The sequence below is a fragment of the Micromonospora sp. DT47 genome, from assembly GCF_049844475.1.
Classification (GTDB): domain Bacteria; phylum Actinomycetota; class Actinomycetes; order Mycobacteriales; family Micromonosporaceae; genus Micromonospora.
Genome location: NZ_JBNCLC010000006.1, coordinates 64400 through 82605, shown reverse-complemented (window position 1 = coordinate 82605; position 18206 = coordinate 64400). Strand labels below are relative to the sequence as shown.

Genomic DNA, 18206 nt, shown 5'->3' with positions numbered 1-18206 from the left:
GCCCGACCCGCGGGACGACGTCGGGCCGGTGACCGTGGATGCACGGTCACCGGCCCGGACGGTGGCTCGGTCAGGCCTCGTCGCCGCTGCCCGTCGGGGCCGGCAGCACCCGGCCGGCCTCGGCCGACGCGCCGGCGAGCACCTTCGCCTGCTGCGGCCAGGTGGCCACGCTCGGCGCGGCCCGCAGGCCGGCGGCCCGGATGGTGTCGCGCAGCGCCGCCTCGTCCAGCTCGGCGAGCTGGTGGTAGGTGCGGATCCCGGCGTCCTGGAGCGCGGCGGCCATCTTCGGCCCGACGCCCTGGATCCGGCGGAAGTCGTCCGCGGGGGCGTCCTCCCCGCCGCCGGTCACGGCGGCGGCGACCGGCGCCGGCTGCGCCGCGTCGGTCGAGACGTCCACCTCGGACGCCGAGTCGGTCGGTAGGGCCACCTCCGCGGGGGGTGCCGTGTCGTCGACCGCGGCCCGGGGGGCCGGGATCGCCGTCGCCGGCAGGACCTCGTTGTCGGCGGCGTGAGTCTGGTCGTCCGCGCGGGTGTCCGGCACGGTGTCGACGGCGTCCTCGTCCGCCCGGTCGGTGGCCGCCAGGTCAGTGGCCGTCACCGCGTCGTCGCCGGTGGGCAGGGGAGTGTGGTGGGCGGCCAGGGACGCGGCGGCCGGCGGCGCGTCCAGGTCCCGCGGGGTGGCCTCGTCGACCACCGCGGCGGGCGCGGGGGTGGCGTCGACGGTGGCCTCCGGCCGCGGGGTGTCGACGGTGGCCGGAGCAGCCGTCGCCTTCTCGTCGTCGGAGAGCCCGACGACCGGGTCGTCTCCCATGATGGAGGGACCCTGCGGCGTGCTCATCCCGGCCTGCCGGCCGCGCAGCGCCCAGCCTCCGGCGAGGCCCACCAGCAGGGCCAGGATCACGATCAGCCATTGCCCGAAACTCGACGGCACGGCGAACCTCCTTCTTGTGTACGTCGGAAAAGTCACGAAGAAAACTCGCCGCAGCTTCGCACACGGGTATGCGGGACGACAGGGAGGATCGCCCCTCACGTCGCAGGTGGGACGGCCGGCGCCGGCGAGATGACCGACGGTATGGAAGCAGTTGCGGACGGGTTTCGGGCCGCGGTGTCGGTGGTACCGATGGATGTCGATGACCGCCGCGGTCGCGGTGGGGCTCTGGCAGCAGGCCGACATGGACTGACCCGGCCGGGCCGCGACGAGGTGCCGTCGCATTTCCGGACCCGAACCTCGTGGTCGACTCGCCGGTGGGAGCAAGAAGGGTGCCTACCGGGTGACCCTCGACGACGGCGGGACCTGCCTGGTCCACGTCTGGAACGACGAGGAGGACTACTGGCCGTCGGCGGTGGGGGAGGAGGGACCGTTCGCGCCCGCGTCCGGGCTCGACCTGTTCGAGGCGGCCCACGCCGAGCTGTCCGCGGTCGGGGTCCGGGTGCCCCGGGTGCTGCTGCTCGACCGGGCGACACCCGGTCGAGGATGTCCGGGGCGGGCGGCTCGAAGACCTGTCCGCCCGTGACCCCGACGCGCCGAGCCGGTGCTGGAACGGACGCACCGCCCGTAGAGCGGGTCGTGCTGGACCGGGCGCTGCGTCACCTCGCCGAGTCCGTCCGCCGGGTGGACCGGATCGCGGCGCTCGAACACCGCCTCGCCGATCTGCTCCGGGAGCTGTTCGAGGCCGTCGCGCCCCGCGCCGGGTACGCCCTGATCCACGGCGAGCTCGGCACCGACCACGTGCTGGTCGACGACCACGACGAGCCGGTGCTCATCGACATCGAGGGCGTCATGTTCCTCGACGTCGAATGGGAGCACGCGTTCCTGGAGCTGCGACTTCTCGATGGCGACTTCCCCGACCGGGTCTTCATGCGCGACATCGCCGACCACGCCAGCGACCGCCTCCTGAGCCGGCTCGGTCGGGACCACGCCAGGTAACCGCCACGCTCGCGGATGCGGCGGAGAGCGGTATGACTCTCAGGCATGAATATGCCTCTGAGGCATATCGCTCATTAGGCATACGTCGACCCGACCCGACCCGACCCGACGCGACACGCCCGGCCGGCGGTCGTGGACCCGGCGCGCCACGCGTGCGACGGAACCGCCGACAGCTCGGCGGCGATCCGGTCCGCCCACTGCGGGTCGGGTAGCCGACCGGCGACGGCCCGGCCAGGGCCGCGCGGTCAGGGCTCCGGGTCCAGCTCCACCTCGGCCAGGTAGATGCTGGTACGCCCCTCGTGTGACGAGTAGTAGCTGACCCGGAGCAGTCCGTCGTGCCAGACCAGGCCGGGGTAGCTGGTGTCGCCGCCCGAGGGGAGGCCGACCAGCTCGGTCAGCGCGCCCCGCTCCGGGTCGAGCAGGCAGACGGCGGTGCGGACCTCGCCGTCGTGCAGGCGTACCCCGGCGATCAGCCGGCCGTCCGGCAGCTGGCGCAGCGCCGGGCCGCCCACCCGGACGCCCAGGTCGGTCCAGGTCCAGTCCCGGTACGGCGGCCGGGCCCGGCCGAGCTGCGCGGTCGCGGTGTCCTGGTCCCGGCGAAGCAGGCAGTACGCGGTGCCGTCCGGCGCGAAGACCAGGCCGGACTCGTTGGGGTAGCCGTCGGCGAAGAGCGTCTCCACCCACGGCTGCAGGTCGAGGCCGTCCCCGCTGCGGTAGAGCCGGACGAAGCGCGGCTCCCGGGTGGCGTAGCCCACGCCGTACATCGCGTCGGCCTGCCAGGCCGCCTGCCACACCCAGACGTCCGGCTCGCCCACCGGCGTCACCTCGCCCCAGCGGCGCCCGTCGTCGGAGAGCCAGGTGACCGTACGGAAGGTCTGCAGCGCCTTCGGGGCGTCCCCGGTGGCCGCCGCGGCCAGCAGTTGCAGCCGACCGTCGGGGCGGACCCCGAACCGCGGGTCGCGCAGGTCGGTGACCGGCCGGGTCAGCACCGCCACCGACGCCCACTCCCGGCCGTCCGGGGAGGCGAGCAGCCGGATCGTGCCGTCGTCGGAAATGTGTGAGTCACCCTCGCGGAACGCGCAGAACCAGGTGTCGCCGAAGCGCACCAGGTCGGTGAAGGCGTTGTGCGGGGCGCCGTCCCAGATCCGTCGGACCTCGCGTACCCGGGCCCGGGTCGCTTCCCCGCTCGTCGGTGTCGACGTCATCGCAGCTCCTGATCTGTCCGTTCCAGGCTGACCGACCACGGTATGCGATCCGGAACCCGCCCGCCGAGACCCCCTTGGCGAACGCGCGACGAACATCCGGAGTGCGGGCAGCGGACAGCCCCTTTACCTGCGGGACCAGCGGTGGAAACATGTGCACTCATCGATCGGCTTACCGGGCCGGTCCCGCCCTCCCCGGGAGGAACGCGTGAGACTCACTCGACGTGGCGTGATGTCCGCCGTCAGTGCCGCTCTGCTCGCCGCCACCGTCGCCGCGGCACCGGCGCACGCCGCCCCCGCACCCCTGTCCGCCGACCGGGCGGCCTCCCTCACCGCCTCGCTCGGCGTCGAGCGAACCGCCGGATCCTGGCTCGACCCGGCCTCGGGGCGTACCGTCGTCGCGGTGACCGACGCGCGTGCCGCCGCGTCGGTGCGGGCCGCCGGCGGCATCGCTCGGTTGGTCGGCCGCAGCGCCGCCGCCCTGGAACGCACACAGGCCCGGGTCGACCTGGGCGTCACCGGCACCGCGATGTACGTCGACCCGGTGAGCAACCAGGTGGTGGTCGGCGTCGACAGCAGCGTCGGCGCGGCCCAGCTGGCCCGGATCCGGGCTGCGGTCGCCGTGACCGGGGGCGCCGCCCGGATCACCCCGATCGCCGGCACGCTGAGCATGCGGATCTCCGGCGGGGACGCCATCTACGGCGGCGGCTACCGCTGCTCGCTCGGGTTCAACGTGCGCAGCGGCAGCACGTACTACTTCCTCACCGCCGGGCACTGCACCGACCTCTCCGCCACCTGGTACGCCAACTCGGCGCTGAGCACCAAGCTCGGCGACCGGACCGGCACCAGCTTCCCCGGCAACGACTACGGCATCGTGAGGTACACCAACACCTCGGTCACCGTCAGCGGCACCGTCGGCTCGCAGGACATCACCAGCGCCGGCGACGCGTACGTGGGTCAGGCGGTGACCCGCCGGGGCAGCACCACCGGCACCCGCAGCGGCACGGTGACCGGCCTCAACGCCACCGTCCGGTATGCCGAGGGCACCGTCCGCGGCATGATCGCCACGAACGTCTGCGCCGAGGGCGGCGACAGCGGCGGCCCGCTGTACGCCGGCAGCGTCGCGCTCGGCCTGACCTCCGGCGGCAGCGGCAACTGCCAGACCGGCGGCCAGACCTTCTTCCAGCCGGTCAAGGAGGCGCTGAGCAAGTACGGCGTGTCGGTCTTCTGATCCCTCCCGGTGGCTCCCCGGCGCGCGTCGCCGGGGAGCCCCGTCGCGTCCGGGCATGATGGGCGGATGGTGCAGGTGGCGGTCTGCGGGCCGGCGTCCGCGACGGAGGTCGAGCAGGCGTACGCCCGCCGGGTGGGAGAGCTGCTCGCCGAGCGCGGCGCGGCCGTGCTCTGCGGCGGTGGCGGCGGGGTGATGGCCGCGGTCGCCGCCGGCGCCCGGTCCCGCGCCGGCTTGGTGATCGCGGTACGCCCCGACGACGGCACCGCGCCCGGCCCGGTCGCGGACGTCTCGGCGACCGTGGTTACGAACATGGGGCAGGCCCGCAACGCGGTGCTGGTGTGGAGCGCCGACGCGGTGATCGCCGTGGGCGGCTCCTGGGGGACGCTCAGCGAGGTGGCGCTGGCCCTGCGTCGGGGCGGGGTGCCGGTGGCGGTGCTCGGCGGCTGGCGGGTGGTGGACGCCTCCGGCGCGCCGATCGAAGGGCCGCACCACGTCGACACGCCCGACGAGGCGGTCCGGGTGGCCCTGGTGGGTCCGCCGGCCGGCGGACCCACCAGGATCGACCGGCCGGCGTAGTCTCTGGCAGGGTGGACTGACTCAGGACACCGCCTGCCGCAGCAGCGCGATGTCGTGGTGGTCGACCGCGCGGGGCTCGTAGCCCTCGCGGAAGCGCAACTGCTGGGCCACCGACAGGCACGGAACCCGCCGGCCGTCGATGCTCCCCTCGGCGAAGCCGTCCGCCGCGTACCCGAACGTCGTCCCGTCCAGGCCCTCCTGCACCCCGCTGCCGTCGGGGCGGAAGGCCACCGGGTGCACGTCGATTCGCCGGCCGTCCGGCGCGGTCAGCTCGGCGCGTACCGGCAGCCAGTCGACGGTCACGGTGAAGCCGAGGCGGGACAGCAGCGCGAACAGCTCGTCCTGCTGGGCCGCGTCGACGGCGAGGTCGAGGTCGCCGTGCGGGCGGGTCTGCCGGCCCACCACCGCGTCCACCGCCCAGCCGCCGGCGATCCACGCCCGCAGCTGGTGGACGGCGAACTCGTCCATCAGCGCGGTGACCTGGTCCCCGTTCATCCGGCGAGGATGCCAGACTGGCCGTCGGCGGGTGGAGGAGGGCGGCAATGCGGAAGATCATCCTGTGGATGTCGGTGTCCCTCGACGGCTACTTCGAGGGGCCGGAGCACCAGCTCGACTGGCACCGGGTCGACGACGAGCTGCACGCGTACTTCAATGCCGAGCTGGCCACCATGGGCGCGTTCCTCGACGGCCGGCGGAGCTTCGAACTGATGGCCGACTTCTGGCCGACGGCCGACCGGGACCCGGCGAGCAGCGCGCCGACGAAGGAGTTCGCCGGCATCTGGCGGGACATGCCGAAGGTCGTCTACTCCCGGACCCTGCGGCACGCCGACTGGAACGCCACCATCGCCCGGGAGGTGGTTCCCGAGGAGGTCGCGGCGCTCAAGGCCCGGCCCGGCGGCGACATGGTGGTCGGCGGGGCGGAGCTGGGCGCGACCTTCCACCGGCTGGGCCTGATCGACGAGCACCGGATCTTCGTCCACCCGGTGCTGATCGGCCGGGGCACCCCGTTGTTCCCACCGTCGGACACCCCCACCGACCTGCGACTGGTTGAGTCGCGGACGTTCGGCAACGGCGTGGTGATGCTGCGTCACCAGGTGTAGCCGTCATGCGCTGCGGCACGGGGCGTCGCCGGGCGAACGGCCGCAGGTGGCGAGGCTGCACCAGCGCCGCAGGCCACTCTCGTCGAGGAACAGCCAGCCGCACCGCTCGTCGGGGCACACCCGGACGGTGAGCCGGCGCGGGTCGGCCAGCAGCTCGGCGGCGCTCCAGGCGGCCGCGTGCACGGGCAGCCGCAGCCCGGCCGCGAGGTCCGGACACCACCGCCCGCGCCCGTCGGCGTCCCGGCGGAAGACCAGCACCTTCGCGGCGTCCTCCGCGTACCGGGCGACGTCGTCGAAGGCGCGTCGGTCCGTCGGGTCCGTCAGGCAGGCGTACAGCCGGGCGCGCAGCGCACGGGCCTCGTCGAGCGCAGCGGTGGCCTGGGCGGGGTCGCGCTCGGCCAGATGGATCAGGCGGCTCACCGCGACGTCGTCGGCCAGTCCGACGTGGCCGGTCCAGACCGCCAGGGTGCGGTAGCCGCGCAGCCACTCCGCGCCGGGCATCGGCGGCTCGTGCCCCCACCCGGCGAGGGTGTTGCAGAACTCCAGCGCCGGATGTCCGCCGACACTCCACGGCAGTGACTCGCCGCGGACCCGCACCTCGTACACCGGCCGGCCGGTCCGCTCCAGGCGGTGGTCGGCGCGGAGGATCCGCCGATGCACCTCCCGCAGCCGGTTACCCGGCTCGACCCCCAGGTCGTCCACGAGCTTGCGCCGGGTGCGCCGGTAGAGCCGCAACGCGTCGGCCTGCCGCTCGCCCCGGTACAGCGCGGTCATCAGGGTGGCGACCAGCTGTTCCCGGGTCGGGTGCCGGCCGACCAGCGCGCTCAGCTCGGTGACCACGCGGGCGTGCTGGCCCAGGGTGAGCCGCGCCTCGGCGCGCAGTTCGACGCCGGTGAGCCGGCGCTCCTCCAACGGGCCGTGCAGCCGTTCCCGCAGCTCGCCGTCGGCCGTGTCGGCGAGCAACGGGCCCCGCCGCAGCTCCAGCGCCCGGTCGAGCAGCCGGACCCGCTCGGCCGGGTCGGTGGTGGCGGCCGCCCGGTCCACCAGCCGGCTGAACTCCGCCGCGTCCACCCGGTGCCCGTCGGCCTCCACCAGGTAGCCGTCACCGCGCGTGGTGATCCGGACGCGGTACGGTGCCAGCGAGGTCCGCAGCCGCCCGATGTACGTGTGCACCGCGCCCCGGGCCGAGGCCGGTGGGCGGCCGTTCCAGAGCAGGTCGATGAGCCGGTCCGTGGTGACCAGGCGGCCGATGTCGAGCAGCAGGACGGCGAGGATGCACCGCTCCTGGCGGCGGCTGCCGAGTTCGACCAGCTTCCCGTCGTGGCGTGCCTCGAATGGTCCGAGCAGTCCGAACTCCATATCTCTGTGACCATCTGGCACCCCTCGCGGGTTGTCACCCGGTGATCCGGTGGTGACTACGCCGGCGCGCGCGGGGCCGACGCGGGTCCGTCGCCGTCGCATGGTCAGGGCGTGGTGAGCGCCGACGGTGATCCTGGTTCGGCCCTGACGCCGACGACAGACGGAGATGGACATGCGTAAGAGAACGAGCGTCGCAACGGTGCTGGCAGTGGTCGCGGCCATCGCAGCCGGGCCGACCCCGGCGTACGCCGGGACGACCGGGGGCACGCACGGCTGGGTGCCGGCGCCGCAGGGGTCCTTCGACCAGCCCGCCGGGGCGCGGTGCGACTTCGCCATCCACAGCGAGTCCGTCCGGGACGAGGTCCGCAAGCTGGTGCTAAGCACCAACCCCGACGGCTCTCCCCGCCGCGAGCTCTACGAGGGGGACCTGATCGTGGGGGTGACCAACACCGAGACCGGGGCCGCCACCCTGGTGGACGCCAGCGGCACGGCCATGGTCGAGTACCACCCGGACGGGTCGATGACGTGGTACGTCACCGGCCCGGCGCTCTTCGGCTTCCGGGAGAACGGCGGCACCCTGCCGCGCGGGTACTGGCTCATCGACGGGCAGTACGTCGTCGAGTTCAGCCCGACGTTCCACAAGACCGTCACGATGGTCCACGGCACGACGCACAACGTCTGCACCGATCTCGATTGAGCCACGTCGTTCCCGGGCGGCCCCACGGCCGTCCGGGAACGACGCGGGACGCGGGACAGCGGGAGTCTTTTCCTGCGCGGCATCGATAAGCTCTTCGTCTCGACCGGCGGATAGGAGACGGCATGCCCCTCGACCCCCACGGGTTCTTCGCGATGCCCGGCGTCCTCGATGCCGGCCGGCGAGCCCAGGCGGCGGCGTTCCTGCGTGAACGCTTCGTGCTCGCGGTGCCGACGCCCGGCGGGCCCCGCGATGCCTGACGCCGCGCCGCCGGTCAGCCTGGGGGACTTCGCCGAGCTGGCCCGGGCGGTCGTGCCGCCGGGCGTCTGGGACTACGTCGACGGCGGCAGCGGCGCCGAGACCACCCTCGCCGCCAACCGGGCCGCCCTGGACCGGGTGGCCGTGCTGCCCCGGATGCTCACCGGGGTGGACGATCCCCGGACGGCGGCGACGCTGCTGGGCCGGGAGCAGGCGATGCCGGTGGCGGTGGCGCCGATGGCGTACCAGCGGCTGCTGCACCCCGACGGCGAGTCGGCGCTGGCGGCGGCCGCCGGCGCGGCCGGGGTGCCCTACACGCTCAGCACGCTGAGCAGCACTTCGATCGAGGAGGTCACCGCCGCCGGCGACGGGCCGGTCTGGTTCCAGCTGTACTGGCTGCGCGACCGAGGGCTGGTCGCCGACCTGCTGGACCGGGCCCAGACCGCCGGCTGCGCCGCGCTGATGGTGACCGTCGACGTGCCGGTGCTCGGCCGCCGGCGGCGCGACGTGCGCAACGGCTTCGCGCTGCCGCCGCACGTCACCGCGGCCAACCTGCCCGGCGGCCGGGACGACCTCGCCCACATCGGCACGCCCGGGGTGTCGGCGATCGCCGCGCACACCGGTGCGGTCTTCGCCCCCGCGCTGACCTGGGCCGACCTCGACTGGCTGCGGGACCGTACCCCGCTGCCCCTGCTGGTCAAGGGCATCCTCGACCCGCGCGACGCGGTGCGGGCGGTGGAGGTCGGCGCGGACGCCGTGGTGGTCTCCAACCACGGCGGCCGGCAGCTCGACGGCGCCCCCGCCACCGCCACCGTGCTGCCCGAGGTGGTCGCCGCCGTCGGCGACCGCGCCGAGGTGCTGCTGGACAGCGGCGTCCGCAGCGGCACGGACGTGCTGCGCGCGCTCGCCCTCGGCGCGACCGGGGTGCTGCTCGGCCGGCCGATGCTCTGGGCCCTCGCCGCCGGCGGGCGGTCCGGCGCGGAGGCGGCGCTGGCGCTGCTCGCCACCGAACTGCGCGACGCGCTCACCCTCTCCGGCTGCGCCGACCCGGCGGCGGCCCGCCACCTGCGTACCCTGATCGGAGGCTGAGCCGTGGACGAACCGGTGGACCTGGACCTCGCCTCGCTGCCGCTGATCTCGCCTGAGCCGCGCGGGATCAGCCTGCTTGCCACGAGGTGCGTCCTCGGCCGCCACTGTTCCCCGTCGAGCCGCCGGAAGATCAGCGACGCGGCGACGCGGCCCATCTCGGCCGGGTCCTGCGCGACGACCGTGCTCCGGGAGGCGGCTCGCGTCGCCGCGTGGACCTGCGGCCGGCGGGGCGCGGACCCGCCCACCCGTGCCGACCTCGCGGCCGAGTGGTCCGCCGTCGCAGGATCCCCGGCCGGTGGCTGACCGCCCCGGAAGGAGAGAGCAGCCGCGGTTCCGATGACCGGCGCGGGGCCACCATAATGGACCGCATGGTCGCTTGGGAGTACGCCCTGCTGGTCCGCCGCTACCAGGGACAGGGACGGAATTTCCACGTCTCGTTCGTCTGGTACGCCCCCGACGGGTCGCGCACCGACATCACGGCGTACGGCGACACCGCGATCGCGCACCTCAACCGGGCCGGCCGGGATGGCTGGGAGCTGGTCTCCGCCGGCGAGGACGTGAACAACGTCCAGGGCAGCACCGAGGTCCACCGGTACCACCTCAAGCGCCCGCTCGCCTGACCCGTCACCGGCGGTTCATCCGCCGGTGTTGCCAGCGTGCACCCGCCCCGGCCGTCCCCGCCGGGGGCGACGGGAGGGGGAGCGGTGAGCCAGCGGAACCGACGCCGGTACGCCGTCGGCGTGGACTTCGGCACGCGCCATCGACGCGCACGTCACCGCCGCCGCGGCCCGCGCGGTCGCCCCGGCGGATGCTCGCCGTGCTCGGCACCTCCACCTGCCTGATCATGAACGCGGACGCCCGCCGGGAGGTGCCCGGCGTGTGCGGGGTGGTCGACGGCGGGGTCACCGCCGGCAGGTGGGGCTACGAGGCCGGGCGGAGCGGGGTGGGGGACATCGTCGCCTGGTACGTCGACCGCGCGCTGCCCGGGGCGTACGCCGAGGAGGTGCGGTGGCGCGGGCTCACCGCGTACGCGCTGCTGGACGCGCTCGCCGCCGACTAGCCGGTGGGCGGGCTACGCCGACGTGCTGCGCCGGCCGCCGCACGTGGTCGACTCGGCGCACCCGGCCGCCCACGGCGCGGCCGTCCACGCCGCCGTGGCCGCCGGGGCGTATCCGGATGTGGAAACCGCGTCCGCGGCGATGGGCGCCGCCCACCGCGAGACCTTCCACCCCGACCCGACCCGCGCCGCCACCTACGACGCCCTCTCCGCGGAGGACCGCGCCCTGCACGACCACTTCGGCCGGGGCGGCACCGACGTCCTCCACCGCCTCCGCACCCTCCGCCACCGCGCCCTCACCTTGGGGTGACCTCGGCGATCATGGAGTTGTGGTGGGGACGGATGCCCCTGAATCCGGCCGGACCGGGCACCACAACTCCATGATCGACGTGGGTGTGCGGACCTGGGTGTGCGTCAGGCCAGGTCGACGGCGGGGTAGAGAGGGAAGCCCGTCAGCAGGTCGCTGGCCTGCTTGCTGACCTTGTCGGCCAGGGCCGCGTCGAGGACGTACTTGGCCTTGGAGGGGGTGCCGTCGGCGTTCGACCTGGGGCTCGTCTGGCTGAGCACGGTGTGGATCAGCTCGGCCGTCTGGTCCATCTCCGCGGTGCCCAGGCCACGGGTGGTCAGCGCCGGGGTGCCGATCCGGATGCCCGAGGTGTACCAGGCGCCGTTCGGGTCCTGCGGGACCGCGTTGCGGTTGGTCACGATGCCCGAGTCGAGCAGCGCCTGCTCGGCCTGCCGGCCGGTCAGGCCGTAGCCGGAGATGTCGAGGAGCACCAGGTGGTTGTCGGTGCCCCCGGTGACCAGCTTCGTGCCCCGGCGCAGCAGGCCCTCGGCGAGCGCCTGCGCGTTGTCGACGATGCGCTGGGCGTAGTCGGCGAAGTCGGGGCGGCGGGCCTCGGCCAGGGCGACCGCCTTGGCGGCCATCACGTGCGGCAGCGGGCCGCCGAGCACCATCGGGCAACCCCGGTCGACCTGGTCGGCCAGCTCCGGCCCGCAGAGCACCATGCCGCCGCGCGGGCCGCGCAGCGACTTGTGGGTGGTGGTGGTGACGATGTGCGCGTGCGGCACCGGGTCGAAGTCGCCGGTGAAGACCTTGCCCGCGACCAGTCCGGCGAAGTGCGCCATGTCCACCATGAAGGTGGCGCCGACCGACTCGGCGATCTCCCGCATGATCCGGAAGTTGACCTTCCGCGGGTACGCCGAGTAGCCGGCGACCAGGATCAGCGGCTTGAACTCGCGGGCCGCCTCGGCCACCTTGTCGTAGTCGATCAGCCCGGTGGCCGGGTCGGTGCCGTAGCTGCGCTGGTCGAACATCTTGCCGGAGATGTTCGGCCGGAAGCCGTGGGTGAGGTGGCCGCCGGCGTCCAGCGACATGCCGAGCATCCGCTGGTTGCCCAGCTCCCGGCGCAGCGCGAACCAGTCCGCCTCGGTGAGGTCGTTGACCTGTCGTACCTGGGCCTTCTTCAGCGCGGGGGACTCCACCCGGTCGGCCAGGATCGCCCAGAACGCCACCAGGTTGGCGTCGATGCCGGAGTGCGGCTGCACGTACGCGTGCGCGGCGCCGAACAGCTCGCGGGCGTGCTCGGCGGCGAGCGCCTCGACGGTGTCCACGTTCTGGCAGCCGGCGTAGAAGCGGCGGCCGACGGTGCCCTCGGCGTACTTGTCGCTGAACCAGTTCCCCATCGCCAGCAGGGTGGCCGGGGAGGCGTAGTTCTCGCTGGCGATGAGCTTGAGCGACTCGCGCTGGTCGGCCAGCTCCGCGCCGATGGCGTCGGCCACCCGCGGCTCGACGGCGCGGATCACCTCGAGCGCGCTGCGGAAGGCGGTGGATTCGGCGTTCAGCGACATGCGACCTCCTGGTGACGTGTGGAAGGCCCAGGCGCTCGGCGTGCATCCTCATGACGGGACCGCTTCCCGAGGGTGCTCCATCCCCACGCGCCAGTCACGGCCCGCCGCCGATCCTACCGGGTCGCCCCCCGGGGGTCCCGGTCCACCTCGCCGAACTCCGCCGCTCCCGCGCGCCCACGGCGCGGGGGCGGCGTGCGTACGATCGACGGATGTCAGGGGAGGACGCCGGCAGCCTGGTGGCCACCAGCGACCTGCACGTCGGACACGCGGCGAACCGGGCGCTGGTCGAGGCGTTGCGGCCGTCCTCGCCCCGGGACTGGCTGCTGGTGGCCGGCGACGTGGCGGAGACCGTCGCCGACGTCGAGTGGGCCCTCGGCCTGCTCGCCGAGCGGTACGACACGGTGATCTGGGCGCCCGGCAACCACGAGCTGTGGACCCCGCCGGTCGACCCGGTCACCCTGCGCGGGGTGGAGCGTTACCGGCACCTGGTCGAGGTGTGCCGGCGACTCGGGGTGGTCACCCCCGAGGACGCGTACCGGGTGTGGCGGGGGCCGGGCGGGCCGGCGCTGGTCGCGCCGCTGTTCCTGCTCTACGACCACAGCTGGCGACCGGCCGGGTTCGACACCCGCGAGGCGGCGCTGGCCGAGGCGTACCGGACCGGGGTCGTCTGCACCGACGAGTTCCTGCTGCACCCCGACCCGTACCCGAGCCGCCCGGACTGGTGCGCCGCCCGGGTCGCCGAGACCGCCCGACGGTTGGACGAGCGCGACCCGGCGCTGCCGACCGTGCTGGTCAACCACTGGCCGCTGGTCCGCGAACCGACCGACGTCCTGCGCTACCCGATCTTCGCCCAGTGGTGCGGCACCGAGGCCACCGCCGACTGGCACCGGCGCTACGCCGCCGTCGCGATGGTCTACGGGCACCTGCACATCCCGCGCACCACCTGGTACGACGGGGTGCGCTTCGAGGAGGTCTCGGTGGGCTATCCCCGGGAGTGGCGGCGCCGGGACGTACCCCCGGGACGGGTGCGTCAGATCCTGCCCGCGCCGCAGGGCCGGCCGCCGACCGCCTGGTGAGACGCAACGGGGCCCGGCCATTCGGCCGGGCCCCGGAGTCGTGCGTCGGTCAGGCGGTGGCGGCGTCACGCGCGCTCTTGACCGCCTTCGGGTCGCTGGGGTTGCGCGGCGCGTCCGCGCGCATCGCGATCATCCGTTCGCCGATCTCCTGGAGCTGGTTGCGGCCGAGCGCCTCCCGCACCTTGGGGAACCACTCCTGCTCCTCCTCCTCGACGTGGTGCTCGACGTTCTCGATGAGCACCGTGGTCTTGGCGACGAAGCGCTCGTCGGAGGCGTCCATTGCGGCCAGCTCCGCGCAGAGCAGGTCGGCCACGTGGTGCTCCTCGTACGACTCGAGGATGTCGTCCTCCAAGTCCGGCAGGAGCTTGCGGACCTCGGGGTACATCACCTCGTTCTCCAGGTAGGTGTGCACCGTGAGGGCCTCCAGGATCTGCGTCACCAGCTGTTGACGCTTGCTGGCCGGACCGTCCTCGGCCTTCTGGAACTCGCGGAAGAGGCGGCGCATCTCCTTGTGGTCCTCTTTGAGCAGGACGATGGCGTCGGTGGACACCGGCAGACCTCCTTGGTTCGGCTGACGGTGCTCCGGTACCCCGGCCATGAGCTGCGAAAACGGGTGGGGCCCGGCGATGTTCCGCCGGGCCCCACTGGTCGTGCAGTGCTGCTACTTCACCGCGTTGTAGGCGTCGACCATGCCGGCGCCGTAGAACGAGTTGCGCTCCCCGCCGGAGCAGGTCGCGTTGTAGAACGTCGGGCCCGCCGTCGGGTGCAGCGGCGCCGGGTTGTAGACGCCGTCCGGGCAGGACTGCGCCACCGACGTACGCTCGAGGAACGCCGCCAGCTGGCCCGGGGCCATCCCCGGGTGCGCCGACAGCGCCAGCGCCGCGACGCCGGCGGCGTGCGGGCCGGACATCGAGGTGCCCTGCTTGTAACCCCAACCATTGGTCCGAGTCGCCGTGTTGAAGGTGGTCGACAGGATCTGGTCGGTGGTGGTCCCGCTGACACCGCTGGTGCGGAACCGGCTGTCACCACCGGGTGCGGTGACATCGATGACGCCCTGGCCGTACGAGGAGTAGAAGCTCTTTTCCCCGGTCGGGCCGACCGCCGAGACGGTCACCACGCCCGGCGCCTCGGCCGGCAGGTCGAGGCAGGCGTTGGTGAGGTTCTCGCGCTCCTCCGGCGTCCCGTTGTTCGGGCTGCCGAAGTCCGAGATCTTGTGCGCGAGGTCGTAGTTCGAGTTACCCGCGGACGCCACGTTCAGCACGCCCTTGTTCGACGAGTAACGGATGGCCCGCTGGACCGCCTGCCACACCGGACGCTGGCGTGCGTCATTGCGGCAGTTCAGCTCCCACGGGTCGATGAAGTAGCTGTTGTTGGTCAGCTGCATGCCGTGGTCGGCGGCCCACATGAACCCGCAGACCGCAGCCTCCGGGAAGATGAAGCCGTCGTCGTTGACCACCTTCACCGCGGCGACCTTGACGCCCGGCGCAATACCGGCCACGCCGACGCCGTTGACGGCAGCCGCGATGGTGCCGGCCACGTGGGTGCCGTGGTCGGAGGTGGTCGGGTTCCAGGCCGCCTCGGCCGTGTCCACCGTGCCGCCGAGGCAGGACGTGCTCTTGTCCTTGGCGATCTGGGTGGCCAGGTCGGGGTGGGTGCTGGAGATGCCGCTGTCCAGCACGCCCACCACCACGTCGGCGCTGCCGGCGTTGATGGCATGGGCCTGCGGGAGGTGGATCATGTCCATGTCCCACTGCTGGCCGTACAGGGGCTCCGCGGTCGGGTTGGCGGTGGCATTCGCCGCATCGGCCGCGGAGACCTCCAGGGTCTCGCCCTCCTCGAGGGCGGTGCCCAGGCCGGTGGTGGCGGCGACCGACTCGACCCCCGCGCCCTTCACCTGGGTGGCGAAGTCGGGGTTGGTGGAGCGGACGACGAGCACACCGATCTTGTCGTACGTGGCCACCACGGTGCCGTTGGCCGCGGCCACGCGGGCCGCCGCCGAGCCGGTCGAGGCACCCTGCGGGGCCAGGACCAGGAACGTGGTGTCCGGGCCGGCGGCCGCGGCCGGTGCCAACCCGCCGGTCAGGGCGAGGCCGACGCCGAGCGTCACCGCGGACGCGGCGGCCAGTGTCTTGCGACGGAGGTTCTTCACACAGACTCCCAGGGGCCGTCCCCCGCCGGGTGATGCTCCGTGATGGGGGAACGACCCGGCGGCAGCGGGCGGATGCCCGCTTTCGAACCAACAGCGTAGGGAGCAGATGTGGCGTTACACACATCCGTTCGGTTGGTCGGTGACCGTCATACGGTGGCGAGGGTGTGCGGGATCTCGTCGAGCAGCTCGCGGGCGAGGAAGCCGATCCGGCCGAACCGGGGGACCAGCCGCTGACCACTGACCGCGTGCGCCCACGCGGCCCAGCAGGCCGCCTGCGCCGGCTCCGCGCCCCGGGAGAGCAGCCCGGCCAGCAACCCCGAGCGCACGTCACCGCTGCCCGACGTGCCGAGCCCGGCGTCGCCGCTCTCCTCCCGCCAGCCTGCGCCGTCCGGGGTGGCGATGTGGCCGTAGAGCGAGACCACCGCGTCGTACCGCTGGGCCAGCTCGCGGGCCTCGGCGTCCAGGTCGTCGCCCGGGTCGCGGTCCAGCAGGTGCCGGGCCTCGGTCAGGTTCGGGGTGAGCACCACCTTGCGGCCGGAGCCCACCAGCAGGTCCGGCTCGTGGCTGAGCGCGCCCAGCGCGTACGCGTCGAACACCAGCGCGGCCTCCGGCCCGGCCGTCGCCAGCACCAGGTGCAGCAGCGAGCGGGTCTGGTCGATGTCGTTCAGGCCCGGGCCGACCGCGACCACGTCGGCCCGCCCGACCAGGTCGCCGAGCCGGTCCCCGGGGTCGCCGGCAACGGCGCCGTCGCGGGTCTCGGGCAGGCCCACCACCAGGGCCTCCGGCACCTGGATGCTCAGCGCGGCGGCGGTGGACTCGGCGGCGGCCAGTTGCAGCACGCCGGCGCCGGCGCGCAGCGCGGCCACCCCGGCCAGCAGCACCGCGCCCGGGGTGAACCGCGAGCCACCGACCACCAGCACCGTGCCACGCTGCTCCTTGCCGCCGGTCGGCACGGGCAGCGCCCAGTCCCGCAGCAGCGCCGGCGTGATGACCGGGGTGTCAGACCGGTTCGGCACGGACCTCGTCCTCCCTGGTCGGTCGGGCACCCTGCTGGTGCAGGTGGCGTACGTCGTTGAAGGTGTCCGGAACGAGCCGGCCGTCGGCGTCCGCCGACCAGCCGGTCACCGAGCAGTTGGCGATCACATGTTCCCGGGTCAACCCCATCAGCTCCGCCTCGGTCAGCCCGTCGACCAGGTAGCGGAGCATGAACACCAGCGCGTCGTGGCCGAAGAGCAGCACGCGCCCGCCCTCGTGGTCGCGGCGCAGGTCGCCGAGGAGCGCCCGCAGGCGCAGCGCCACGTCCGTCCAGGACTCCCCGCCCGGCGGCCGGTAGTAGAACTTGCCGAGCCGGCGGCGCCGGGCGGCCTCCTCCGGGAAGCGCCGTTGCACGCCGTGACCGGTGAGGCCGTCGAGGATGCCCAGCTCCCGGTCGCGCAGCCGCTCGTCCCGGCTGGCCGGGATGCCGGTGCCGGCGAGCGCCAGCTCGGCGGTCCGCACCGCCCGCAGGTAGGGCGACATCACCGCGACGTCGGGCCGGCGCTCGTCCGGCAGCCCGGCCAGCCAGCGGGCGGTGGCCCGGGCCTGCTCCTCGCCGGTGGCGGAGAGCGGCACGTCGGCGTCCCGGTGGGTCAGGTCGATCAGCTCCGCGCCGGACGCCTCGGCCGCGGAGGCGACCACGTTCGCCGTGCTCTCGCCGTGCCGGACGATCCAGAGGGCTGCCAGTTCCGCCATGGGCCCATGCGTACCCGGGCTTCGCAGCGGGTAACCGTGCCGGCTCGGCGGCGGCCGCACCCTCCGGGACTCGAATGGTGGTGGGGGACGGTGCGTGAACCCGGCGAGGGCGGGTAACCGCTGGCACCGACCACACCGACCAGGGGAGGTACGCCGTGGCGACCATGGTGAAGGAGCCGGCCAGCCCGGTGAAGGACAAGAACTACGACCTGATCCACGCGGTGCAGATGTCGCTCCAGCACATCTGGCAACTCCAGACCTACATTGCGGACGCCGAAGCCCGGGGCGACACGGAACTCGCCACCTGGTTCCGCAAGATCCAGGACAACAACCGCAAGGCAGGTGAACAGGGCAAGCAGATGCTCATGGAGCGGATGCAGCGGGAGAACGGCTGACCGGAGCGCAACGGCGACCGGGTGGACCCCTGGGGTTCATCCGGTCGTTTCGTCTTCCCGCCCCACCACGGTCGGAAACGGGGCGGCGCCGATTCCATCGACCCGGGAGAATGACGCCTCCGATCCCGCACGGGGCGGGCTCCGACGGGGAGGCGGATACGGATGACCGTGGTCAAGGGCCTGCGTGAGGCGCTGGTGCTGATCGTCATCGCGGTGGCGCTCGCGGCGGTCGCCGCGGCGGTCTGGCACGCCGCCCGCGGCGGCGACTTCACCCAGCGCTACGGCTTCACTCTGATGATCTTCGGTGCGCTGCTCGGGGTGACCGGGGACCTGACCCTCAGCCGGATCGGCACGATGGAGAGTCGGGCGATCTTCGGCAAGGCGCCGGAGCAGGAGAGCGGCGGTGGCGGGCGGGTGCTGACCGGCATCGGCGTCTTCCTCTTCGTCTCGGTGCCGCTGATCGCGATCGGTCTCCTGCTGGTCTCCTGACCGCCCCCCACGCTGTCGGTGG

Annotated in this window: 22 protein-coding genes, 1 pseudogene and 1 riboswitch; of the genes and pseudogenes, 14 read left to right on the top strand and 9 right to left on the bottom strand. The window is 73.6% G+C overall.

All coding sequences use genetic code 11. From position 1 onward, the window contains the following. Window positions 1-70: 70 nt before the first annotated feature. On the bottom strand, window positions 71-931 hold the full coding sequence (locus tag ACLQ2U_RS11560) for a helix-hairpin-helix domain-containing protein (protein ID WP_425750587.1): 861 nt from the start codon (window positions 929-931) through the stop codon (window positions 71-73). A 340-nt stretch (window positions 932-1271) separates the two neighbouring features. On the opposite strand from ACLQ2U_RS11560, the gene ACLQ2U_RS11555 reads away from it, so the two are divergent. Both ACLQ2U_RS11555 and ACLQ2U_RS11550 read left to right on the top strand, forming a co-directional pair. Next, entirely contained in the window at window positions 1272-1514 is a 243-nt protein-coding gene (locus ACLQ2U_RS11555; protein WP_425750586.1) for a hypothetical protein, read from the top strand. 53 nt (window positions 1515-1567) lie between these two features. Next, window positions 1568-1927 carry a hypothetical protein gene (locus ACLQ2U_RS11550; RefSeq protein WP_425750585.1) on the top strand — a complete coding sequence of 120 codons (360 nt, stop codon included), beginning with the start codon at window positions 1568-1570 and terminating at the stop codon, window positions 1925-1927. Window positions 1928-2172: 245 nt separating this feature from the next. On the opposite strand, the gene ACLQ2U_RS11545 is transcribed toward ACLQ2U_RS11550, so the two are convergent. Then, on the bottom strand, window positions 2173-3132 hold the full coding sequence (locus ACLQ2U_RS11545) for an exo-alpha-sialidase (RefSeq protein ID WP_425750584.1): 960 nt from the start codon (window positions 3130-3132) through the stop codon (window positions 2173-2175). 229 nt (window positions 3133-3361) lie between these two features. On the opposite strand from ACLQ2U_RS11545, the gene ACLQ2U_RS11540 reads away from it, so the two are divergent. Next, window positions 3362-4360: a S1 family peptidase gene (locus ACLQ2U_RS11540; RefSeq protein ID WP_425750583.1), complete on the top strand. Its 999-nt coding sequence runs from the start codon at window positions 3362-3364 to the stop codon at window positions 4358-4360. 66 nt (window positions 4361-4426) lie between these two features. After that, window positions 4427-4936 carry a dethiobiotin synthetase gene (locus ACLQ2U_RS11535; RefSeq protein WP_425750582.1) on the top strand — a complete coding sequence of 170 codons (510 nt, stop codon included), beginning with the start codon at window positions 4427-4429 and terminating at the stop codon, window positions 4934-4936. 21 nt (window positions 4937-4957) lie between these two features. Here the strand turns inward: ACLQ2U_RS11535 and ACLQ2U_RS11530 are convergent, their stop codons facing one another. Next, the gene (locus tag ACLQ2U_RS11530) at window positions 4958-5431 is read right to left on the bottom strand and encodes a nucleotidyltransferase domain-containing protein (RefSeq protein WP_425750581.1); all 474 of its coding nucleotides are present in this window, start codon (window positions 5429-5431) and stop codon (window positions 4958-4960) included. A gap of 47 nt (window positions 5432-5478) precedes the next feature. On the opposite strand from ACLQ2U_RS11530, the gene ACLQ2U_RS11525 reads away from it, so the two are divergent. Beyond that, window positions 5479-6036: a dihydrofolate reductase family protein gene (locus ACLQ2U_RS11525; protein WP_425750580.1), complete on the top strand. Its 558-nt coding sequence runs from the start codon at window positions 5479-5481 to the stop codon at window positions 6034-6036. 3 nt (window positions 6037-6039) lie between these two features. Here the strand turns inward: ACLQ2U_RS11525 and ACLQ2U_RS11520 are convergent, their stop codons facing one another. Further along, entirely contained in the window at window positions 6040-7395 is a 1356-nt protein-coding gene (locus tag ACLQ2U_RS11520) for a BTAD domain-containing putative transcriptional regulator (protein WP_425750579.1), read from the bottom strand. A 172-nt stretch (window positions 7396-7567) separates the two neighbouring features. Here ACLQ2U_RS11520 and ACLQ2U_RS11515 point away from each other — a divergent pair, with 172 nt between their 5' ends. From ACLQ2U_RS11515 to ACLQ2U_RS11490, 6 genes and pseudogenes are all read left to right on the top strand, one after another. Continuing rightward, the gene (locus tag ACLQ2U_RS11515; protein WP_425750578.1) at window positions 7568-8092 is read left to right on the top strand and encodes a hypothetical protein; all 525 of its coding nucleotides are present in this window, start codon (window positions 7568-7570) and stop codon (window positions 8090-8092) included. A gap of 137 nt (window positions 8093-8229) precedes the next feature. After that, window positions 8230-8349, top strand: a pseudogene (locus tag ACLQ2U_RS11510) (alpha/beta hydrolase); the annotation flags it as partial. Beyond that, the gene (locus ACLQ2U_RS11505) at window positions 8342-9436 is read left to right on the top strand and encodes an alpha-hydroxy acid oxidase (RefSeq protein ID WP_425750577.1); all 1095 of its coding nucleotides are present in this window, start codon (window positions 8342-8344) and stop codon (window positions 9434-9436) included. The pseudogene ACLQ2U_RS11510 and the gene ACLQ2U_RS11505, both read left to right, overlap by 8 nt. 359 nt (window positions 9437-9795) lie before the next feature. Next, window positions 9796-10056: a hypothetical protein gene (locus ACLQ2U_RS11500; RefSeq protein ID WP_425750576.1), complete on the top strand. Its 261-nt coding sequence runs from the start codon at window positions 9796-9798 to the stop codon at window positions 10054-10056. 188 nt (window positions 10057-10244) lie between these two features. Continuing rightward, window positions 10245-10496, top strand: a complete 252-nt coding sequence (locus tag ACLQ2U_RS11495; RefSeq protein WP_425750575.1) for an FGGY-family carbohydrate kinase — start codon at window positions 10245-10247, stop codon at window positions 10494-10496. Window positions 10497-10518: 22 nt separating this feature from the next. Beyond that, the gene (locus tag ACLQ2U_RS11490; RefSeq protein ID WP_425750574.1) at window positions 10519-10803 is read left to right on the top strand and encodes a hypothetical protein; all 285 of its coding nucleotides are present in this window, start codon (window positions 10519-10521) and stop codon (window positions 10801-10803) included. A gap of 104 nt (window positions 10804-10907) precedes the next feature. On the opposite strand, the gene ACLQ2U_RS11485 is transcribed toward ACLQ2U_RS11490, so the two are convergent. Further along, entirely contained in the window at window positions 10908-12344 is a 1437-nt protein-coding gene (locus ACLQ2U_RS11485) for a glycine hydroxymethyltransferase (RefSeq protein ID WP_425750573.1), read from the bottom strand. Window positions 12345-12362: 18 nt separating this feature from the next. Continuing rightward, a riboswitch (ZMP/ZTP riboswitch) is annotated at window positions 12363-12452 on the bottom strand. A 101-nt stretch (window positions 12453-12553) separates the two neighbouring features. Between ACLQ2U_RS11485 and ACLQ2U_RS11480 the strand changes: the two genes are divergently transcribed. Next, the gene (locus tag ACLQ2U_RS11480; protein WP_425750572.1) at window positions 12554-13420 is read left to right on the top strand and encodes a metallophosphoesterase family protein; all 867 of its coding nucleotides are present in this window, start codon (window positions 12554-12556) and stop codon (window positions 13418-13420) included. A gap of 49 nt (window positions 13421-13469) precedes the next feature. On the opposite strand, the gene ACLQ2U_RS11475 is transcribed toward ACLQ2U_RS11480, so the two are convergent. The 4 genes from ACLQ2U_RS11475 to ACLQ2U_RS11460 form a co-directional block, all read right to left on the bottom strand. Further along, the gene (locus tag ACLQ2U_RS11475; RefSeq protein WP_425750571.1) at window positions 13470-13970 is read right to left on the bottom strand and encodes a hemerythrin domain-containing protein; all 501 of its coding nucleotides are present in this window, start codon (window positions 13968-13970) and stop codon (window positions 13470-13472) included. A 111-nt stretch (window positions 13971-14081) separates the two neighbouring features. Beyond that, entirely contained in the window at window positions 14082-15569 is a 1488-nt protein-coding gene (locus ACLQ2U_RS11470; protein ID WP_425750570.1) for a S8 family peptidase, read from the bottom strand. Between the two features lie 146 nt (window positions 15570-15715). After that, window positions 15716-16585: an NAD(P)H-hydrate dehydratase gene (locus ACLQ2U_RS11465; RefSeq protein ID WP_425750569.1), complete on the bottom strand. Its 870-nt coding sequence runs from the start codon at window positions 16583-16585 to the stop codon at window positions 15716-15718. Beyond that, a complete protein-coding gene (locus ACLQ2U_RS11460) occupies window positions 16569-17300 on the bottom strand; it encodes a histidine phosphatase family protein (protein WP_425750568.1) in 732 nt (243 codons plus the stop codon). The genes ACLQ2U_RS11465 and ACLQ2U_RS11460 overlap by 17 nt, the downstream gene beginning before the upstream one ends. A 164-nt stretch (window positions 17301-17464) precedes the next feature. Here ACLQ2U_RS11460 and ACLQ2U_RS11455 point away from each other — a divergent pair, with 164 nt between their 5' ends. After that, window positions 17465-17695 carry a hypothetical protein gene (locus ACLQ2U_RS11455; RefSeq protein WP_425750843.1) on the top strand — a complete coding sequence of 77 codons (231 nt, stop codon included), beginning with the start codon at window positions 17465-17467 and terminating at the stop codon, window positions 17693-17695. A 162-nt stretch (window positions 17696-17857) separates the two neighbouring features. After that, window positions 17858-18184: a hypothetical protein gene (locus tag ACLQ2U_RS11450; RefSeq protein ID WP_425750567.1), complete on the top strand. Its 327-nt coding sequence runs from the start codon at window positions 17858-17860 to the stop codon at window positions 18182-18184. The last annotated feature ends 22 nt before the right edge of the window (window positions 18185-18206 follow it).

What these genes read in the sequence shown, in the direction of transcription:
- ACLQ2U_RS11535 (WP_425750582.1), top strand. Translation starts at nt 4,427, where the DNA reads ATGGTGCAGGTGGCGGTCTGCGGGCCGGCGTCCGCGACGGAGGTCGAG.
- ACLQ2U_RS11525 (WP_425750580.1), top strand. Translation starts at nt 5,479, where the DNA reads ATGCGGAAGATCATCCTGTGGATGTCGGTGTCCCTCGACGGCTACTTC.
- ACLQ2U_RS11515 (WP_425750578.1), top strand. Translation starts at nt 7,568, where the DNA reads ATGCGTAAGAGAACGAGCGTCGCAACGGTGCTGGCAGTGGTCGCGGCC.
- ACLQ2U_RS11545 (WP_425750584.1), bottom strand. Translation starts at nt 3,132, where the DNA reads ATGACGTCGACACCGACGAGCGGGGAAGCGACCCGGGCCCGGGTACGC.
- ACLQ2U_RS11485 (WP_425750573.1), bottom strand. Translation starts at nt 12,344, where the DNA reads ATGTCGCTGAACGCCGAATCCACCGCCTTCCGCAGCGCGCTCGAGGTG.
- ACLQ2U_RS11495 (WP_425750575.1), top strand. Translation starts at nt 10,245, where the DNA reads ATGCTCGCCGTGCTCGGCACCTCCACCTGCCTGATCATGAACGCGGAC.
- ACLQ2U_RS11500 (WP_425750576.1), top strand. Translation starts at nt 9,796, where the DNA reads ATGGACCGCATGGTCGCTTGGGAGTACGCCCTGCTGGTCCGCCGCTAC.
- ACLQ2U_RS11505 (WP_425750577.1), top strand. Translation starts at nt 8,342, where the DNA reads ATGCCTGACGCCGCGCCGCCGGTCAGCCTGGGGGACTTCGCCGAGCTG.
- ACLQ2U_RS11455 (WP_425750843.1), top strand. Translation starts at nt 17,465, where the DNA reads ATGGTGAAGGAGCCGGCCAGCCCGGTGAAGGACAAGAACTACGACCTG.
- ACLQ2U_RS11480 (WP_425750572.1), top strand. Translation starts at nt 12,554, where the DNA reads ATGTCAGGGGAGGACGCCGGCAGCCTGGTGGCCACCAGCGACCTGCAC.
- ACLQ2U_RS11450 (WP_425750567.1), top strand. Translation starts at nt 17,858, where the DNA reads ATGACCGTGGTCAAGGGCCTGCGTGAGGCGCTGGTGCTGATCGTCATC.
- ACLQ2U_RS11540 (WP_425750583.1), top strand. Translation starts at nt 3,362, where the DNA reads ATGTCCGCCGTCAGTGCCGCTCTGCTCGCCGCCACCGTCGCCGCGGCA.
- ACLQ2U_RS11530 (WP_425750581.1), bottom strand. Translation starts at nt 5,431, where the DNA reads ATGAACGGGGACCAGGTCACCGCGCTGATGGACGAGTTCGCCGTCCAC.
- ACLQ2U_RS11520 (WP_425750579.1), bottom strand. Translation starts at nt 7,395, where the DNA reads ATGGAGTTCGGACTGCTCGGACCATTCGAGGCACGCCACGACGGGAAG.
- ACLQ2U_RS11460 (WP_425750568.1), bottom strand. Translation starts at nt 17,300, where the DNA reads ATGGCGGAACTGGCAGCCCTCTGGATCGTCCGGCACGGCGAGAGCACG.